We start from the raw sequence: 18,835 nt of genomic DNA, 5'->3' as shown, positions 1-18,835 counted from the left end.
CGGATCGGCGTGGATCGATGGGCGCCGCCAGGGTTGCGGCGCTCAACCACGGTACGTCCGGCGCCCGGCCGCCGAGCAGTCCCAGAAGGAGGGGCCGGAGGGGTTCTGACTGGACCCAGAACAGGGGTACCCGCGGGTATCGAGATCCGCGGGTGGGGCCTAGAGCGCCATCGAGGTCGTGATCGTGGCGCTCCCGCCGACGAACCCGAGTCGTTCGTAGAGCGCCACGGCACCGCTCGGGTTCTCGGCGTCGACCTCGAGTGACGCCGCGGACAGTCCGGCGTCGCGCAGGGCGTCGAGGGTGGCCCGGACGACCAGCGGTGCGAGGCCCCGCCCGCGTGCTCGACGGACGACGCCGACCCAGTGGATGTACCCGAAGCTCCGTCCGCGGGCAGCGAAGGCACCGGGGTCGGACTCGACCACCGTGAACGCCAGGACGTCCCCCTGCTCGTCCACGACCACGCGAGACAGGTCCAGCCGGCTCTTCTCGGCGGTGAGGTACCCGCGCCAGTCCGCTTCGACCATCGGCTGGGAGCCCCAGTGGTCGCGGAAGGCGTCGTTCTTGGCAGCCCGCATCGGCTCGATGTCGTCTCCGGTCGCCGCACGCAGCACGAGGCCGTCCGGCAGCGACGGCAGGCGGTCCCGTTCCGCAGCGCGCTCGTCACCATCGAGCACGACCTGCATGTCGACCCAGGTGCGCACCGGGTGGAGTCCGGCCCGTGCGGCCAGCGCGAGCGCGGAGGATCCCTGCGGAGCAGTGAGGTCGACGGCACCGGGCAGATCGAGGTCGAGCCCGGCGAGGTGCTGTCGGGCCCGTGCGGTCTGCCAGGCGAGCACCCGTCGGCCGATGCCCTGTCCGCGGTACGCGGGTCGCACCGAGCCGCCCAGGAGGATCCGGGCAGCGGTGTCCCTGGTCGGGACCGGGATGACGATGGCGTACGCGTGCACATGACCGTCAGCATCGATCCCGACGACCGTGTCACGCTCGGGGTCGAGCCCTTCTGTGGACAGCCGGTGCACGAAGTCCTCTGTGGAGGGATGCGCGTGCGGCTCGTCGACCGCCGCCGACTCGAGGGCGATGCCGTGCACGGCCGGCAGGTCCGCCATGGTGGCCGGCCGGAACGTCAGCCCGCCGACCGGCTCGGGGAAGTCGAGGTGAGCCGGAGCCGTGACCCGTTCGCGCAGCGTCGCCATGCCCCCAGCATGCCCTACCCCTCGACGCGCCCGGCATCGACGGACCATGATGAGACATGGACATCACGAGCGTGACCGTGGGGTTGCCCGTCACCGACCTCGAGGCCTCCTGCCTCTGGTACGGCGCGGTGTTCGAACGGCTCGAGCCCGACCTCGAACCGACCGAGGGCGTCGCCGAGTACGAGGTCGGCGGCATCTGGATCCAGCTCCTCGAGGACCCCGACGCCGACGACAACCCCGTCATCGTCCGCTTCGGCGTGGACGACGTCGCCGCCCAGCACGCGCGCATCGCGGCCCTCGGCATCGACGTCGGACCGATCGAGTGCGTCGACGGAGCCGTCGACTGGTTCGACGCCCGCGACCCCGACGGCAACGTCCTCAGCCTCTACTCGCTCGCCGACGAGAGCGGCCGTGGTTTCGGCGGCCGCGACAGCGACGCCGGTCGCTCCGTCTAGGACCCGCCCCGTCCGGACGGGAGGCCCGTGACGGGTCCGCTCCGTGCCTCCCGTCCGTCACCGTGGCGACCCGAAGAAGTCGCTCGCCCGTCTCAGCGTGTGACGTGCAGGACGAGCGCGACGCCGACGATCGCCAGACAGACGAGGAAGGCACCCGGCGCTCGGCGGTCGTCGCGATCGACCATGCCGGCCAGCGCGCTGAGACCCACGCCGCTCGCGCCGGCGGCCACCGCGAACGGCAGCCCGGTGACGGCAGCCACCGGAGCCCAGAGGGCGATCACGACTGCGGCCGCTGCCAGGAAGCCAGCGGATCGGGCACGCGTCGGAGCAGATGACGACATGAGCGCCAACATATCAGTACCACCGACGAACGAAGAAGGGCCCCGCATCCGACTGGATGCGGGGCCCTCCTCAGGGACTCACTCGGTTCAGTTGTACGTACCCGGCGTGAAGTCGTCCGACGAGAAGCTGTCGAAGTCGACGAAGCTCAGGTCGGCGTCCGAGAACGACGAGTCGTCCGCGAAGATGCGGTTCGGGTACCGCTCCGCCTTCGCTTCTTCCGTCGCGTTCACGTCCACGTCGCGGTACCGGCTGAGGCCCGTCCCGGCGGGGATGAGCTTACCGATGATGACGTTCTCCTTGAGGCCGACGAGCTGGTCCTGCTTGCCCTCCATGGCCGCCTGCGTCAGGACGCGGGTGGTCTCCTGGAAGGACGCGGCGGACAGCCACGACTCGGTCGCGAGGGACGCCTTCGTGATGCCCATGACCTCCTGGCGAGCCGAGGCGGTCTTGCGACCCTCCTGCAGCGCGGCCCGGTTGATCGCGTTGTAGCGCGACCGGTCGACGAGCTCACCCGGCAGCAGGTCCGTGTCGGCGTGGTCGACGACGGTGACCTTGCGGAGCATCTGACGGACGATGACCTCGATGTGCTTGTCGTGGATCGGCACACCCTGCGAGCCGTAGACGTCCTGCACACCGTTGACCAGGTGCTTCTGGACCTCTCGGACACCCTTGACCCGGAGGACTTCCTTCGGGTCGACGGTGCCGGCGATGAACTGCTCGCCGAGCTCGACGTGCTGGCCGTCCTCGATGAGGAGGGTCGCACGCTTGAGCACCGGGTAGATGAACGGCTCGTCGCCGTTGTCCGGCGTGAGGATGATCCGACGACCCTTGTCCGTGTCCTCGATCGTGGCGCGGCCGGGGGCCTCGGCGATCGGGGACGCGCCCTTCGGGGTGCGAGCCTCGAAGAGCTCAGTCACGCGGGGCAGACCCTGCGTGATGTCGTCGGCCGAGGCCGAACCACCCGTGTGGAAGGTACGCATCGTCAGCTGGGTACCGGGCTCACCGATGGACTGGGCGGCGATGATGCCGACCGCCTCACCGATGTCGACCAGGTTGCCCGTGGCGAGCGAACGGCCGTAGCACTGCGCGCAGACACCGACGGCCGACTCGCAGGTCAGGACCGAGCGCACCTTGATGCTCTCGACACCGGCTGCCAGCAGCTTGTCGAGGAGGACGTCACCGACGTCCTCGCCGCCCTCGGCCACCACGGTGCCCGAGGCGTCGACGGCCTCGGTCGCGAGGGTGCGCGAGTAGACGGTGTTCTCGACACGCGGGTCGCGGACGAGCTTGCCGTCGGCACCCATCGTCGCGATCGGCAGCTCGAGGCCACGGGTCGTCCCGCAGTCGTCCTCACGGATGATGACGTCCTGCGACACGTCCACGAGACGACGGGTCAGGTACCCCGAGTCGGCGGTACGGAGAGCCGTGTCCGCCAGACCCTTGCGAGCACCGTGCGTGGCGATGAAGTACTCCGCCACGGTCAGGCCCTCGCGGTACGAGTTGATGATCGGGCGGGCGATGATGTCACCCTTCGGGTTGCTCACCAGACCACGCATACCGGCGATGTTGCGCACCTGCAGCCAGTTACCACGAGCACCCGACGACACCATGCGGTTGATGGTGTTGTCCTTCGGGAAGTTGTCGCGCATCTCCTGCGCGATCTCGTTCGTGGCCTCGGTCCAGATCTTGATCAGGTCGGCGCGACGCTCCGAGTCCGTGATCAGACCCTTGTCGAACTCACCCTGGACCTTGGCGGCCTGGATCTCGTAGCCCGCGATGATCTCCTTCTTGCGAGGAGGCGTCACGACGTCCGAGAGGGCGACGGTCACACCGGAGCGGGTGCCCCAGTAGAAGCCCGCGTCCTTGATCCGGTCGAGTGCAGCGGCCGTCTCCGTCTTGGAGTAGCGCTCGGCGAGGTCGTTGACGATCGCGGAGAGCGTGCCCTTGTCGGTGACCTTCTGGACGAACGGGTAGTCCGTCGGGAGGGTCTCGTTGAACAGCGCGCGACCGAGGGTGGTCTCGAGGAGGATCGACTGACCGACCTCGTAGCCCTCGGGTGCTTCACCCTCGGCGAAGTGGACACCCGACATGCGGATCTTCACCATCGCGTTGAGGTGCAGCGTGTTCTGGTCCTTCGCCATGATCGCCTCGGCGACCGAGGAGAACGAACGGCCTTCACCGACGGCGCCCTCGCGGACGGTCGTCAGGTGGTGCAGACCGATGATCATGTCCTGTGCGGGCAGGGTCACCGGGCGGCCGTCGGACGGCTTCAGGATGTTGTTCGAGGCGAGCATCAGGATGCGGGCCTCGGCCTGGGCCTCGACCGACAGCGGCAGGTGCACGGCCATCTGGTCGCCGTCGAAGTCCGCGTTGAACGCAGCACAGACCAGCGGGTGGAGCTGGATGGCCTTGCCCTCGACGAGCTGCGGCTCGAACGCCTGGATGCCGAGACGGTGCAGCGTGGGCGCACGGTTCAGCAGCACGGGGCGCTCGCGGATGATCTCCTCGAGCACGTCCCACACCTGGGCACGCGAACGCTCGACCATGCGCTTGGCCGACTTGATGTTCTGCGCGTGCGACAGGTCGATCAGGCGCTTGATGACGAACGGCTTGAACAGCTCGAGCGCCATCTGCTTGGGCAGACCGCACTGGTGGAGCTTGAGCTGCGGGCCGACGATGATGACCGAACGACCCGAGTAGTCGACGCGCTTGCCGAGCAGGTTCTGGCGGAAACGACCCTGCTTGCCCTTGAGCATGTCGCTCAGGGACTTCAGGGCGCGGTTGCCGGTACCCGTGACGGGGCGGCCACGACGACCGTTGTCGAACAGCGCGTCGACCGCTTCCTGCAGCATGCGCTTCTCGTTGTTCACGATGATCTCGGGGGCACCGAGGTCGAGCAGGCGGCGGAGACGGTTGTTGCGGTTGATCACACGACGGTAGAGGTCGTTGAGGTCCGACGTGGCGAAGCGGCCACCGTCGAGCTGCACCATCGGGCGCAGTTCCGGCGGGATGACCGGCACGACGTCGAGCACCATCGCGGCCGGCGAGTTGCCGGTGGCGAGGAAGGAGCTGACGACGCGCAGACGCTTGATCGCACGGATCTTCTTCTGGCCCTTGCCCTCGGCGATCTGCAGACGCAGTGCCTCGGCCTCGGCGGCCAGGTCGAAGGCCTCGAGCCGCAGCTTGATCGCCTCGGCACCCATGAAGGCGTCGAAGTAGATCCCGAAGCGGTCCTGGAGCTCGTGGAACACGGCGTCCTCGGGCTTGAGGTCGCCCACCTTGAGGTTGCGGAAGTCCTCCCACACACGCTCGAGACGGGTGATGTCCTCGTCGAAGGACTTGCGGACCTGGGACATCTCCTTCTCAGCGGTGTCCTTGGTCCGGCGCTTCACGTCGGCCTTGGCGCCTTCTTCCTCGAGCGCTGCGAGGTCGTCCTCGAGCTTCTTGAGGCGGTCGGCGATGATCGAGTCGCGCTGACCCTCGAGCGTCTTGATCTCGAGGCGCATCTCGTTCTCGAGGCCGGGCATGTCAGCGTGACGGCCCTCCTCGTCGATGCTGATGATCATGTACGCCGCGAAGTAGATGACCTTCTCGAGGTCCTTCGGGGCCATGTCCAGCAGGTAGCCCAAGCGCGACGGAACGCCCTTGAAGTACCAGATGTGCGTGACGGGTGCGGCGAGCTCGATGTGGCCCATGCGCTCACGACGGACCGAGGACTTGGTGACCTCGACGCCGCAGCGCTCGCAGACGATGCCCTTGAACCGGACTCGCTTGTACTTGCCGCAGGCGCACTCCCAGTCGCGGGACGGACCGAAGATCTGTTCACCGAACAGACCGTCCTTCTCGGGCTTCAGGGTGCGGTAGTTGATCGTCTCCGGCTTCTTGACCTCGCCGTACGACCACTGGCGGATGTCCTCGGCGGTAGCGAGGCCGATCCGAATGGCGTCAAAGGAAGTTGCTTCGAGCAATGTTCTTCTCTCTTGCTGGTTCGAAACGTGTTCAGCGGGCGGGATCAGATGTCGTCGACGGACGACGACTCGAACCGCGAGGAGATGTTGATGCCGAGCTCTTCAGCGGCACGGAAGACCTCGTCGTCCGTGTCGCGGAGGCTGACCGCCTGGCCGTCCGCCGAGAGGACCTCGACGTTCAGGCAGAGCGACTGCATCTCCTTCATGAGGACCTTGAACGACTCCGGGATGCCGGGCTCCTGGATGTTCTCGCCCTTGACGATCGCCTCGTAGACCTTCACGCGGCCGAGGATGTCGTCGGACTTGATCGTCAGGAGCTCCTGGAGGGCGTAGGCGGCACCGTATGCCTCGAGCGCCCACACCTCCATCTCGCCGAAGCGCTGTCCACCGAACTGCGCCTTCCCACCCAGCGGCTGCTGCGTGATCATCGAGTACGGGCCGGTCGAACGGGCGTGGATCTTGTCGTCGACCAGGTGGTGCAGCTTCAGGATGTACATGTAGCCGACCGACACGGGCTCCGGGAACGGCTCGCCGGAGCGGCCGTCGAAGAGCTGCGCCTTGCCCGAGGAACCGATCAGACGCTCGCCGTCGCGGTTCGGGAGCGTGGAGTCGAGGAGACCCTCGATCTCGCGCTCGTACGCACCGTCGAACACCGGGGTGGCGACCTTCGTGCCGGGGGCTGCGCTGTGCGCGGCTTCCGGCAGGTTCTCGGCCCACTCCTGGATGCCCTCGACCTGCCAGCCCTGCTTGGCGAGCCACCCGAGGTGGATCTCCAGCACCTGGCCGAAGTTCATGCGTCCGGGGACGCCGAGGGGGTTGAGGACGATGTCGACCGGGGTGCCGTCCGCGAGGAACGGCATGTCCTCGACCGGCAGGATCGTCGAGATGACGCCCTTGTTGCCGTGACGACCGGCGAGCTTGTCGCCCGCGGTGATCTTGCGCTTCTGGGCGATGTAGACGACCACGCGCTGGTTGACGCCCGAGCCGAGCTCGTCGTCGCCGTCCTGCGAGTCGAACACCTTGACGCCGATGATCGTGCCCTCTTCACCGTGGGGCACCTTGAGCGAGGTGTCGCGGACTTCGCGCGACTTCTCGTTGAAGATGGCACGGAGCAGGCGCTCCTCGGCGGACAGCTCGGTCTCGCCCTTCGGCGTGACCTTGCCGACGAGGATGTCGCCGGGGCGGACCTCGGCACCGATGCGGATGATGCCGCGCTCGTCGAGGTCGGCCAGGAGGTCCGGGCTGACGTTCGGCAGGTCGCGGGTGATCTCTTCCTTGCCGAGCTTGGTGTCGCGGGCGTCGACCTCGTACTCCTCGATGTGGATCGAGGAGAGCGTGTCGTCCTTCACGAGGTTCTGCGACAGGATCATCGCGTCCTCGTAGTTGTAGCCCTCCCACGGCATGAACGCGACGAGGAGGTTCTTGCCGAGCGCGAGCTCGCCGTTCTCCGTCGCGGGGCCGTCGGCGATGACCTCGCCCTGCTCCACACGCTCACCGGCGCTGACGATCACGCGGTGGTTGTAGCTGGTGCCCTGGTTCGAGCGGTCGAACTTGCGCAGGTAGAAGGTCTGCGTGCCACCTTCGTCGAGCTGCAGGGTCACGGCGTCGGCCGAGACCTCGGAGACGACACCGGCCTTGTCGGCGGTGATGACGTCGCCGGCGTCGATGGCGGTGTAGCCCTCCATGCCGGTGCCGACGAGCGGCGACTCGGAGCGGAGGAGCGGCACGGCCTGGCGCTGCATGTTCGCACCCATGAGGGCGCGGTTCGCGTCGTCGTGCTCGAGGAACGGGATGAGCGAGGTCGCGACCGACACCATCTGGCGCGGCGAGACGTCCATGTAGTCGACCTCGTCCTTGCCGACGAGCTCGACCTCGCCGCCCTTCTTGCGGACGAGCACCTTGTCGTCAGCGAAGTGGAACGTGCTCGTCAGCGGGGCGTTGGCCTGCGCGACGACGAACTCGTCCTCTTCCGAGGCGGTCAGGTAGTCGATCGTCTTCGTGACCTCGCCGTTGACGACGCGACGGTACGGGGTCTCGATGAAGCCGAACGAGTTGATGCGACCGAAGGACGCGAGCGAGCCGATCAGGCCGATGTTCGGGCCTTCCGGGGTCTCGATCGGGCACATGCGGCCGTAGTGCGACGGGTGGACGTCACGGACCTCGACGCCGGCACGCTCACGGGACAGACCACCCGGGCCGAGGGCCGACAGGCGACGCTTGTGCGTCAGACCCGCGAGCGGGTTGTTCTGGTCCATGAACTGCGACAGCTGGGACGTCCCGAAGAACTCCTTGATCGCAGCGACGACGGGACGCACGTTGATGAGCGTCTGCGGCGTGATGGCCTCGATGTCCTGCGTGGTCATGCGCTCGCGGACGACGCGCTCCATGCGGGACAGACCGGTGCGGACCTGGTTCTGGATGAGCTCGCCGACCGCACGGATGCGACGGTTGCCGAAGTGGTCGATGTCGTCCACGTCGAGGCGGAGCTGCACCGGCTCACCGTCACGGACGCCGTCCATGGTGGTGCGCTCGGCGTGCAGGGACACCAGGTACTTGATCGTCGCGACGATGTCCTGCACGGTGAGCACCGAGTCGGACAGCGGGGCGTCGATGCCGAGCTTGCGGTCGAGCTTGTAGCGACCGACCTTCGCCAGGTCGTAGCGCTTGGAGTTGAAGTAGAAGTTGTCGAGGAGCGCACGCGCGGCCTCGGCAGCGACCTGCTCGCCCGGGCGCAGCTTGCGGTAGATGTCCTTGAGCGCCTCTTCCTTCGTGAGGACGGCGTCCTTCTCGAGGGTCGACTCCATGGACGCGAAGCCCTGGAACTCCTCCATGATCTCTTCGCTCGTCAGGCCGAGGGCCTTGAGGAAGACGGTCACGGACTGCTTGCGCTTGCGGTCGATGCGCACGCCGACCTGGTCGCGCTTGTCGATCTCGAACTCGAGCCAGGCGCCACGCGACGGGATGATGCGCGCCGAGTAGATGTCCTTGTCGGACGTCTTCTCCTGCGCACGCTCGAAGTACACGCCCGGCGAGCGGACGAGCTGCGAGACGACGACACGCTCGGTGCCGTTGATGATGAACGTGCCGCGCTCGGTCATGAGCGGGAAGTCGCCCATGAAGACCGTCTGCGTCTTGATCTCACCGGTCATGTGGTTCATGAACTCGGCGTTGACGTACAGCGGAGCGGCGTAGGTCTTGCCGCGCTCCTTGCAGTCGTCGATCGAGTACTTCGGGTCCTCGAGCTCCGGGGACGTGAACGAGAGCTGCATGGTCTCGCCGAGGTCCTCGATCGGGGAGATCTCCTCGAAGATCTCCTCGAGGCCGGAGTGCAGCGCGAGGTCGGTACGACCCTGTTCCTGCCCTTCGGCGAGGCGGGCCTTCCATGCGTCGTTGCCGACGAGCCAGTCGAAGCTCTCCGTCTGGAGGGCGAGCAGATCAGGAACCGTGAGGGTGTCCGTGATCTTGGCGAACGAGAGTCGCGAGTGGTTGCGACCGTTCTTGGGGTTGGTGGATGCGTTGGGCGCAGCAGCCAAGGGTGTGACCTCCGGTAGGCCCCGTCGGGCCGACACTGACGAAGCAGTGTGTAGGTGAGTGGATAGATCGCTCGGCGCAACCCGGTGATCAGGACACGAGTACGGTGTGCTCCGGGTCCGGAGCCGCGTGTGGGATGATCGGTGAGCGGGTCCCGCCGCCATATACGGGACCGGCATCACCAGGCGTGTTCAGCGAAGCACCTGCTGAGAGGCGTCTTCGTGGAACTCGGTCGACCGCAATATGACGACACGGATGCCAGGGAGCGCGAACTGTCATCATAGGTGGCTCGGCAGTGCGCTGTCCAGTCCCTGGCTTGACCGAGATCGAGTCCGGCGTGTATAAGCGCCGGACGACCTGTCTCATCCCGCGGCGGAAGCCAGAGCGGAGCCCTCGGCGGGAGCCAGAGCGGAGCCCGATCGGGCAGCCCCGACCAGCGCCCGCACCGCGTCCTCGGGCCGGTCGCTCCGCACGAACGTCGTCCGCCCCGACACGTCGGTGATCTCCACGCCGGGCCCCGGCGTCAGCACGAGTGCACGCCGTCGACGACCGATCCGCAGGCCGATGCCGCCGTAGGTGTGCGCATCCGCCTCGGTCACCCGGACCGCCGTGATGCTGCGGCGGGCGATCCGACGCGGCGGGAGTGGGCGGAAGTGCAGGACGACCGCGTCCTCGGTGACCGTCAGGCCGGCCCGGGCGACGAGCGCCAGGACACCGACGACGACCGCGACGAGGCCCGGGATCAGCAGGGCGGACTCGGGCGCGTCCCCCGGCCAGGCCAGGACGGCCGCGGTGAGCGCGAGCCCGGCCGTCAGGACGACCCCGCCGACGGCGCGCATCCAGACCGGTGCGCCCTGGTGGTCCTCGACGAGCGGACGGGAGGCCCGACCCGCCCCCGCCTCGCTCCGCACCCGAGCCGGAGCGTGCGTCGGGGTCCAGCCCGGTCGGCTCGGTCGGACGGGGACGGACAGGGTGTCGGCGGTCATGGGGGTGCTCCTTCGGGCGTGGGTGCCCGGACGTCGTGCGGGGTGTGCTGGCCGCGGTGCTGGTGAGGGCGGTGCGGGTCGCAGCGGTGCGGGTGGACGCGGAGCACGTCGCCGGGACCCGCGACGGGCGCGGGGCTCGTCGTCGGGCAGGCGTCCGGGTCGGTCCCGACGGGCACGCGGGCGGCTGCCGGTGGGAGGGCAGTCGACCACGCGGTCTGATGGGGACCGGGACGACGGGCACGACCGATCGGTGGGGATCCGCGGTCGCGTCGCTCGTCGTCGCGAGGACCCGTCCACGGTACGTCGCGAGGCTTGACGTCTCCTGTCCGTCGATGCAGGAGCATCGACCAGGACCTGAGCCAGCACGGGCGAGGAGCCGCCACCGGGCGCAGGATCGCCGCGGGCGACGGGCAGCGTCAACGCAGGACGCGGGCGACCGCCTCCGCCCGACTGCGGACACCGAGCTTCGCGAAGACCTGGTTGACGTACGACTTCACGGTCGGCACGGTGAGGAACAGCTCGGCGGCGATCTCCGGGTTGGTGCGACCCTCGGCGATGCGGGTCAGCACGTCGGCCTCGCGCGGGGTCAGCTCCGGGAACCGCTGCCGAACGTCGGGCGCCCCGGCCGCCGCGCTCGGCTCCGCAGCACGAGTCCCAGCACCAGCACCAGCAGCCGCTCCGACGCCCGTGCCCCCGGCCGCCAACCGTGCCAGGACCATCGCGCCCACGGTCGCATCGAAGGTCGTCTGCCCCGACGCCACCGCCCGGATCGCGGTGGCGATCTCCGCCCGCCCCGCGTCCTTCGTCAGGTACCCCCGGGCCCCCGCGGCGAGCGCGGTGAGGATCGAGTCGTCGTCCGCGTACGTCGTCAGCACGAGGACCGCGGTCCCCGGGTGCTCGGCGGTGATCCGCCCGGTCGCCGCGGCTCCGTCCAGGACGGGCATCCGCAGGTCCATGAGCACCACGTCCGGGGTGAGCGCCGCGACCATCGCCACCGCGGCCGCGCCGTCCTCGGCTTCGCCCACGACCTGCAGGTCGTCGACGAGCGACAGCACCGTGACCAGACCGTCGCGGACGATCGCCTGGTCGTCGGCGACCAGGACCCGGATCGTCACGAGGTCCGACCGCTCGTGCCGCCGACGGCCGGACGCTCGACGTCCTGCGCGACCGGCACGTGCATCGCGACGACGAACTCGCCGTCGGACCGCTCGGCCTCGACGGTCGCGTCCCCGCCGAGCTCGGCGAACCGCTCGCGCATCCCGAGCAGACCGTGTCCGTCCGCGGCGACGGGGTTGGCGACGACGACGTCCATGGCGTCGCCGTCCCGGATGACGGACAGGGACACGGGGCGGCCGGGGGCGTGCCTGCGGGCGTTGCTGAGGGCCTCCCGGACGGCGGAGACGACGACCGCGCGGGTGGCCTCGTCGACGTCGGGCAGGTCGAGGTCGCCCTGCACGACGGCGGTGCCGCCGAAGGAGCGGTGTGCGTCGACGAGGGCGGCGATGCCGTCACCGGCCGGTCGGGAGGCCCGTGGCGACTCCGCCACACCACCCGCGTCCGGTCCGGGGGTACCCGCGGGAGCGGCGTCGTCGGGCTGGTCGTCGCGGAGCGCGCGGACCGCCCGACGCGCCTCGGTGAGTCCGTCGGCGGCGAGGGCCCGGGCGTCGGTCGCGCGCTGCCGGGCGTCCTCGACGCGGCCGGCTTCGAGGAGCGCCTCCACCGCGTCGAGCTGCAGGACCAGGCCGCCGAGCGAGTGCGCGAGCACGTCGTGCACGTCCCGGGCGACCCGCGCCCGGTCGGCGAGCAGACGTGCCCGCTGCTGGTCGCGGTCCGCCTGGCGGGCCTGTTCCTCGAGGACGCGTGCCTGCTCGGCGGCGACCCGGAGCTGTCGGCGGCTGACGCCGATCACGACGCCGAGCGCCAGGCCGAGCGAGGTGCCGAGCACCAGGGCGACCGAAGTGCCGGCGGCCGTGGCGACCGCGGCGACGACCACGACGGCGGCGAGCGCGGCGACGACGGCGACCCAGACGGGCAGGGCCGGCGCGGCCTCGAGGACGACGAGCCCGATGATGACCGGCACGAGCAGGAGCCCGTCGGTGTGGACGACCGCGAGCGACCCGGCGCCGACCATCAGCACGGCGGCGGGCACGGCGACGCGGGGTGGTGCGTACTCGCGGACGGCCCAGGCGGCGAGCGCGACGGTGCCGGCCACCCAGACCCAGACGGGCAGCTCCTGGGCGACGCCGTTGCGGACGAACCAGAACGCCACGACGACGATGCCGACCGCGTTGAGCCCGATCGACAACCCGGCGCGGGACCGGCCCCGTGCGGAGTCGGTCCCGGCGGCACGCCCCTCGGGGCCGCGGAGGTCGGTCATCCCACCATCATGCCGCGGGCGGCGCGGGCGTCGTGCTGGAGGCGCTGGTCGACGACCAGGGCACGGGCGGCACGGTTGACGGCGAGCATGAGGAGGATGACGCCGGTCGAGGTGAGCAGATGTGCACCGAGGTGGGCGCCGACGACGTCGAGGCCGATGCGGACGACGATCAGGGCGACCCAGAGGGCGGCACCGATCCAGCCGGTGCGGGACTGCAGGGTGCGTCCCTTCGCGTCGGGGGCGCTGACGGTGCGGAAGCGTGTGCGGCTGCCCATCGCCAGGCCGATGCCGACGGAGAGCAGCGCCTCGATGCCGAGGAAGACGACGTCCTGCGGGTCGATCGTGGCGGCGCTCTGGGCGAGGACCACGATGCCGATGCCCGCCATCACGACCGGGCCGCGCCAGATCCGGGCCGGGTCCAGGAACTGCCAGGTGGACTGCTTCCAGGCGAGGTACCCGACGAGTGCGAGTCCGATGACGACGTTCGTGAGGAGCTGGACGGACATGGGGTGGGCCTCCCGGTCGTGGTCCGGCGGGGTGTTCCCCGCCGGTGGTCCCATCGTCGCCAGGGGACGTCCGCCGGCCCACCACCCACGGGTGGGGACCGGGCGGGGGTCCGGGTGGTGTTCCATGGACGCATGGCTGATGCGTTCGACGGGTTCCGGGTGGGTGCGGGGTACGCGGTCGTCGAGCCGGACCGGCACCGACCGGGGTCGTTCACCCTGGTCGTCGACGGGACGCCGCAGTCGCACGTCGACCTCGAGGACCCGACGCACCTGGCGTTCGAGTACATCCGACGGATCGGGCACGCGATCGACCTGCTGCCGCCCGGGCCGGTCACGGCGCTGCACCTCGGCGCCGGTGCGCTGACCCTGCCGCGGTACGTGGCGGTGACCCGGCCGGGCTCGCGGCAGCAGGTCATCGAGCTCGAGCGGGACCTGGTCGACCACGTCCGAGACGCCCTGCCGTTCCCCCGCGGCGCGTCGATCCGGGTGCGGTACGGCGACGCCCGCGAGGTCATGGAGAAGCTGCCGGCCGGACTCCGCGGCACCGTCGACCTGGCCGTCGTCGACGTGTTCTCGGGCGCCCGCACGCCGGCGCACGTGACGAGTGTCGAGTTCTACCGGTCGGTCGCGTCGTTCCTGTCCCCGACCGGGATGGTCGCGGTGAACGTCGCGGACGGGGCCGGCCTGGCCTTCGCCCGGGGGCAGGCGTCGACGCTGCAGTCGGTGTTGCCCTCGGTGGCGGCGGTCGCGGACACCGGCATGCTCAAGGGTCGGCGCTTCGGCAACATCGTGCTGCTCGGCTCCCCCGGCGAGCTGCCGATCGCGGACATGCCCCGGCGGTACTCGTCCGACCCGCTGCCGAGCAAGGTCGTGCACGGCGACGAGCTGCGGGCCTTCATCGCGGGCGCCCCGATCGTCACCGACACCACGGCCGTCGGGTCGCCCGAGCCGAACAAGTCGGTCTTCGGCGCCTGAGCACGATCGGGTTCGCGCCGACCTGGGGCCTCGCTGCGGATCGCGCGGGCGCCGTACCCCGGGCGGGGGACGCTGCCAGGATGGTCGGAGCACGCCGCGCCAGCGCGCGACCGCACACCACGAGGAGGCCGCCGATGACCAACGACGATCGCAACGAGGAACAGCCCCGCTACGGCGAGCGCGAGCAGCCGCGCTACGGCGAGCGCGTCAGCCCGGAGCAGGGCGGCGCACCCCGCTCCGATGACCAGCCGACGCAGCAGTACCAGCAGCAGTCGGCGCCGCAGTGGGGTCAGCACGACCAGCAGCAGCACCAGCAGTACGGGCAGCAGCAGTACGGGCAACCGGGCGACCAGTACGGGCAGCAGCCGCAGCAGTACGGGCAGCAGCCGCAGCAGTACGGGCAGCCGCAGCAGTACGGCAACCAGCAGCAGGCCGGAGCCCCCGCCTGGCACTCGTACGACGAGCCTGCCAAGAAGAAGAAGACCGTCGGCGTCATCGCCTTCTTCGTCGGGGTCGTGGCGCTCGTCCTCGGCGTCGTCGCCGGGGTCCTGCTCGGCAACGGCCTCGGGAACAGCCAGGCCCTGCAGGACTACGCGGCGAACGGTGGCGCGGGCGACCCGCAGGAACTCCAGCGCCAGCTCATGCAGGACCCCGCCGCGATGTCGTCGCTCGGCACCGGCATGGTCGTCTTCGGGATCGGCTCGCTGTTCGGCCTCTGGGCGATCGTGCAGGGGATCATCGCGATCGCCACCAAGCGGGGACGCGTCTGGGGTGTCCTGGCAGTCGTGCTCGCCCTCGTCGCCGCCGTCGTGGCCATCGCCCTGTACGCCAGCGCCATCGCCGGATCCGTCTCCGGCATGTGACCACCAGCTCGACGCCACTCGGCCCGTCCCGGACTCCCGGGGCGGGCCGTCTGCGTTCGTGCGCGTGGCACGGTCACCTCCCGGGGCGACGCGGATACCCTCGACCCTGATGTCCCTCCCGCCCGACGAACGCCGAGACCACGACCGCGCCGACCAGGCCCGGGAGCCCCGTCATGCCGCCCCGGTGACCGCCGGGGTCAGCCCGGGCAGCACCTTCGCGCCGATCAGCCTGCGCCCCGCCGTCGACGTCCAGGCCGTGCAGGACCGCCTGCGCGACCTCGGGCAGAGCCGCAGCACCGACGCGCTGGCCGAACGGGCCGAGCTGCTCCGGCTGCTCGGCCGCCTGGACGAGGCGCTGACCGTCGCGGAAGAGGTGTTCCGCCTGACGATGTTCACCGGTGAGCGCCAGGACAAGGTGTCCGCACGGATCCGCCGCGCCCACATCCTGCACGACCTCGGCCGGTACGAGCGCGCCGCGACCGAGGCCTCGATGGCGCGGGACACCGCCGCGACCGAAGAGTGGCCGGAGCTCGAGGGCGCCGCCGCCGAACTCGAGGGCTGGTCCCTCTACGAACTGTCCCGCTTCGAGGAGGCCCGCGCCGTCCTCAGCCGGTCGTACGACGCGTTCCGCGCTGCCGGCGCCCCGGCGGAGCGCACCGAGGCGCTCCGGACCGCCGTCGAGGCCGCACTCCGGGCCTCCATGACGCAGCCGGCGGCGGAACCCGAGGCCGAGCGTCCCCGGACCGCCCGCGACTTCGCGGTGCGCACCGACGCCGAGCCCACGCCGCGTGCGGCCGAGCCGGCCACGCCGCTGCCGACGACCCCGCGACGGGTGCTCGGCGCTCCGGACGCCGCCCGGACCGAGGGCGACTCGCTCTGGGGTCGACTGGCCCGTCCGTCGCGCACGGACCGGGACGAGTGACGCTGCTCGACGACGTACGGACCCGTGCCGCGGAACTGATGGGCGACCACCTGCCCGACGGCTCGTGGACCTTCGCGTTCGACAACGCGAAGACCCGCGCCGGCCAGTGCGACTTCGCGCGGCGGCGGATCACGGTGAGTCGGCACCTGGCGGTCCGGTTCACCCCGGAGGACGTCGATCAGGTGCTGCTGCACGAGATCGCGCACGCGCTGAGCGGGCCGCGCGCCGGCCACGGTCCCACGTGGCGGCGGACGGCCCAGGGCCTCGGGTACACGGGCTCACGGCTGCACGACGGCCCGATCGCCAGCGAACTCGCTCCGTGGGTGGGGACCTGCCCCGCGGGGCACGAGCACTTCCGGTACCGGACGCCCACCCGACCGCTGGCGTGTGCACGCTGCGGGCGGCGGTTCGACGAACGGAACGTCATCACCTGGCACCGCCGGAGCGGAACGGCTACCCCAGCTTCGGCAGATCATGCCGGAGGCGCGCCGCTCACCCGTTAGCCTGGGCGGATGCGAACAGGCCAGGACATCCGGACCGATGCCGGGTCCTCGTGGTTCTTCGACGCGGGCCGGATCGCCCTGGACTTCGCACACACCGGCGGGTTCGCGGACGACCCGGACCGCCGACGTCCCCGCGGACACCTCGGGGAGCTGCTGGCCACCCCGGCAGACCTCGACGAGTGGCTGGGGCTGCACACCGAACCGATCGACGTCGGCGCGACCGCCCGCGAGCTGCAGGACGCCCGGGCGCTCCGAGCCGCGATCGCCCGGTTGGCCACCGCCGCCGCCCCGGCACCCGCCGACTCCGCCGCCGAGCGGACCGCGGTCGCCGCAGGACTCCGCGCAGGGACCGGCCGGACGCGTCCGGTGCCGGACGACATCGACACGGTGAACCTGTTCGCCGCCCTGCCGGACGTGCCCCCGAGCCTCCCGGGTGGCCGACGCCGCGCCGGGGCGAACCGGGTGCGGCTGGCGCAGGCGCTGTCGAGTGTCGCGCGCGACGCCGTGGCCCTGCTCACCGAGGTCGGCTTCGACGACGTCGAGGCGGACGGACGCCCGGCGCGTCTGAGCCGCTGTTCCGCGCCGGACTGCGGGCTCGTGTTCTACGACTCCTCGCGCGGCGGCACCCGGCGCTGGTGCTCGATGCAGCGCTGCGGCAACCGGGCGAAGGTCCGCGCCCACCGGGCCCGCCGCGCGGCCGTCTGAACCGAGCGCAGCGCGCGGCCGCCTGAACTGAGCGCAGCGCGCGGCGTCCGGAGCGTGGGCGAGGATCCGCGTAGAACGGACGGCGCACCGAAAGTCTGGATTCGGTACGCCGAAACCTCTGGCATGGTGGGTGCATGACGGACACCGCCACCCCGGTCGTGGGCCAGCGCCCGCCCGGTCGCCGCGCCGCCGGACTCGGGCTCCTCGGTCCGGCGTTCGTCGCGGCCATCGCCTACGTCGACCCCGGCAACGTCGCCGCGAACCTGACCGCCGGCGCCCGCTACGGCTACCTGCTGCTCTGGGTCCTGATCGCCGCGAACGCCAGTGCCGTCGTCGTCCAGTACCTCTCCGCCAAGCTCGGCATCGTCACGGGCAGGTCCCTTCCGGAGCTGCTCGGCCTGCGGATGCGCCGCACGCCCCGCCTGCTGTTCTGGGCCCAGGCCGAGGTCGTCGCCGCCGCCACCGACGTCGCCGAGGTGATCGGCGGCGCCCTGGCCCTGCACCTGCTCTTCGGCGTCCCCCTGGTCGTCGGCGGGCTCATCACCGGCGTGGTCTCGATGGCGATCCTGCTGCTCCAGCACCACCGGGGCGCACGGACCTTCGAGGCCGTCGTCACGGCGATGCTCGCGGTGCTGACGGTCGGGTTCTGCGCGGGACTGCTGTTCGCGCAGGTCTCCCCCGCGGCACTCGTCGCCGGCATCGCCCCGCGGTTCGCCGACTCCGACTCGGTGCTGCTCGCCGCGTCGATGCTCGGCGCGACCGTGATGCCGCACGCGGTGTACCTGCACTCGGCTCTGGCGCGCGACCGGCACGGCGACACCCCGGTCGGCCCGGAGCGGCGGCGCATCCTGGTCGCGACCCGGTGGGACGTCGCGCTGGCGCTCGTCCTCGCGGGCGGGGTGAACATCGCGATGCTCGTGCTCGCCGCGGCCACCCTGCAGGGGGTGTCCGGCACCGACTCGATCCCGGGAGCGCAGCACGCCATCGCCGAGAACGTCGGCCCCGTGGTCGGGGTGCTCTTCTCGGTCGGGCTGCTGGCGTCCGGCCTCGCGTCCACCTCGGTGGGCTGCATGGCCGGGGCGGAGATCATGCACGGGCTGCTGCACGTGCGGGTCCCGCTCGTCGTACGGCGCCTCGTCACGCTCGTGCCGGCGATCGTCCTGCTGGCGCTGCGGTACGACCCGACGCAGCTGCTGGTGATCAGCCAGGTGGTGCTGAGCTTCGGGATCACCTTCGCGATCGTCCCCCTGGTGGCCTACACGTCACGGCGGAGCGTCATGGGTGACGACGTCAACGCGCTCGGCACGAAGGTGCTCGCGTGGCTGATCGCGGCGGTGATCGTCGCGCTGAACATCGCGCTGATCGTGCTCACCGCCACGGGCTGAGGACACCGGGCGGGGCGGGGGGGGGGGGGGGGGGCCGCCCCCGGCCGCCGCGCGGGCGCGCGGGGGGGCGGGCGGGCCGGCGCGGCAGCGCACACCGAGCGCACCCGACCGCACAGAGCAGCC

General features: G+C 70.8%; 15 protein-coding genes. 7 read left to right on the top strand and 8 right to left on the bottom strand.

Going from position 1 to position 18,835, the window contains the following annotated elements; all coding sequences use genetic code 11:
• Positions 1 to 159 precede the first annotated feature (159 nt).
• Positions 160 to 1,194, bottom strand: coding sequence for a GNAT family N-acetyltransferase (locus QCD68_RS06195; RefSeq protein ID WP_301222413.1), 1,035 nt, complete (start codon positions 1,192 to 1,194; stop codon positions 160 to 162).
• 56 nt (positions 1,195 to 1,250) lie between these two features.
• Between QCD68_RS06195 and QCD68_RS06190 the strand changes: the two genes are divergently transcribed.
• A complete protein-coding gene (locus QCD68_RS06190) occupies positions 1,251 to 1,649 on the top strand; it encodes a VOC family protein (protein ID WP_301222412.1) in 399 nt (132 codons plus the stop codon).
• A 92-nt stretch (positions 1,650 to 1,741) separates the two neighbouring features.
• Here the strand turns inward: QCD68_RS06190 and QCD68_RS06185 are convergent, their stop codons facing one another.
• The 7 genes from QCD68_RS06185 to QCD68_RS06155 all read right to left on the bottom strand — a co-directional run bounded on the left by QCD68_RS06185 (position 1,742) and on the right by QCD68_RS06155 (position 13,359).
• Positions 1,742 to 1,990, bottom strand: a complete 249-nt coding sequence (locus QCD68_RS06185; RefSeq protein ID WP_301222411.1) for a hypothetical protein — start codon at positions 1,988 to 1,990, stop codon at positions 1,742 to 1,744.
• A gap of 87 nt (positions 1,991 to 2,077) precedes the next feature.
• Positions 2,078 to 5,959, bottom strand: a complete 3,882-nt coding sequence (locus QCD68_RS06180; RefSeq protein WP_111073958.1) for a DNA-directed RNA polymerase subunit beta' — start codon at positions 5,957 to 5,959, stop codon at positions 2,078 to 2,080.
• Between the two features lie 44 nt (positions 5,960 to 6,003).
• Positions 6,004 to 9,492, bottom strand: a complete 3,489-nt coding sequence (gene rpoB / locus QCD68_RS06175; protein WP_111073959.1) for a DNA-directed RNA polymerase subunit beta — start codon at positions 9,490 to 9,492, stop codon at positions 6,004 to 6,006.
• 360 nt (positions 9,493 to 9,852) lie between these two features.
• The gene (locus QCD68_RS06170; RefSeq protein ID WP_301222410.1) at positions 9,853 to 10,476 is read right to left on the bottom strand and encodes a hypothetical protein; all 624 of its coding nucleotides are present in this window, start codon (positions 10,474 to 10,476) and stop codon (positions 9,853 to 9,855) included.
• 416 nt (positions 10,477 to 10,892) lie between these two features.
• On the bottom strand, positions 10,893 to 11,591 hold the full coding sequence (locus tag QCD68_RS06165) for a response regulator transcription factor (protein ID WP_301222409.1): 699 nt from the start codon (positions 11,589 to 11,591) through the stop codon (positions 10,893 to 10,895).
• On the bottom strand, positions 11,588 to 12,853 hold the full coding sequence (locus QCD68_RS06160) for a sensor histidine kinase (protein WP_301222408.1): 1,266 nt from the start codon (positions 12,851 to 12,853) through the stop codon (positions 11,588 to 11,590). Before QCD68_RS06160 ends, QCD68_RS06165 begins: the two co-directional genes overlap by 4 nt.
• Positions 12,850 to 13,359 (bottom strand): hypothetical protein, encoded by a 510-nt coding sequence (locus QCD68_RS06155; RefSeq protein ID WP_301222407.1) that lies wholly within the window; start codon positions 13,357 to 13,359, stop codon positions 12,850 to 12,852. Before QCD68_RS06155 ends, QCD68_RS06160 begins: the two co-directional genes overlap by 4 nt.
• Positions 13,360 to 13,491: 132 nt before the next feature.
• On the opposite strand from QCD68_RS06155, the gene QCD68_RS06150 reads away from it, so the two are divergent.
• From QCD68_RS06150 to QCD68_RS06125, 6 genes are all read left to right on the top strand, one after another.
• Positions 13,492 to 14,334, top strand: a complete 843-nt coding sequence (locus QCD68_RS06150; RefSeq protein WP_111073964.1) for a spermidine synthase — start codon at positions 13,492 to 13,494, stop codon at positions 14,332 to 14,334.
• A 134-nt stretch (positions 14,335 to 14,468) separates the two neighbouring features.
• Complete coding sequence (locus tag QCD68_RS06145) at positions 14,469 to 15,197, top strand: hypothetical protein (RefSeq protein WP_301222406.1); 729 nt, start codon at positions 14,469 to 14,471, stop codon at positions 15,195 to 15,197.
• Between the two features lie 109 nt (positions 15,198 to 15,306).
• Positions 15,307 to 16,119, top strand: a complete 813-nt coding sequence (locus QCD68_RS06140; protein WP_111073966.1) for a hypothetical protein — start codon at positions 15,307 to 15,309, stop codon at positions 16,117 to 16,119.
• A complete protein-coding gene (locus QCD68_RS06135; RefSeq protein ID WP_301222405.1) occupies positions 16,116 to 16,622 on the top strand; it encodes a SprT-like domain-containing protein in 507 nt (168 codons plus the stop codon). Before QCD68_RS06140 ends, QCD68_RS06135 begins: the two co-directional genes overlap by 4 nt.
• A gap of 9 nt (positions 16,623 to 16,631) precedes the next feature.
• Positions 16,632 to 17,327 (top strand): CGNR zinc finger domain-containing protein, encoded by a 696-nt coding sequence (locus tag QCD68_RS06130; protein ID WP_111043514.1) that lies wholly within the window; start codon positions 16,632 to 16,634, stop codon positions 17,325 to 17,327.
• 134 nt (positions 17,328 to 17,461) lie between these two features.
• Entirely contained in the window at positions 17,462 to 18,712 is a 1,251-nt protein-coding gene (locus QCD68_RS06125) for an Nramp family divalent metal transporter (RefSeq protein WP_301222404.1), read from the top strand.
• The last annotated feature ends 123 nt before the right edge of the window (positions 18,713 to 18,835 follow it).

This window comes from Curtobacterium sp. PsM8 (assembly GCF_030433875.1).
Lineage (GTDB): Bacteria > Actinomycetota > Actinomycetes > Actinomycetales > Microbacteriaceae > Curtobacterium.
The sequence above is the reverse complement of the archived record's forward strand: the minus strand, read 5'-3'. Positions and strand labels throughout refer to the sequence as shown.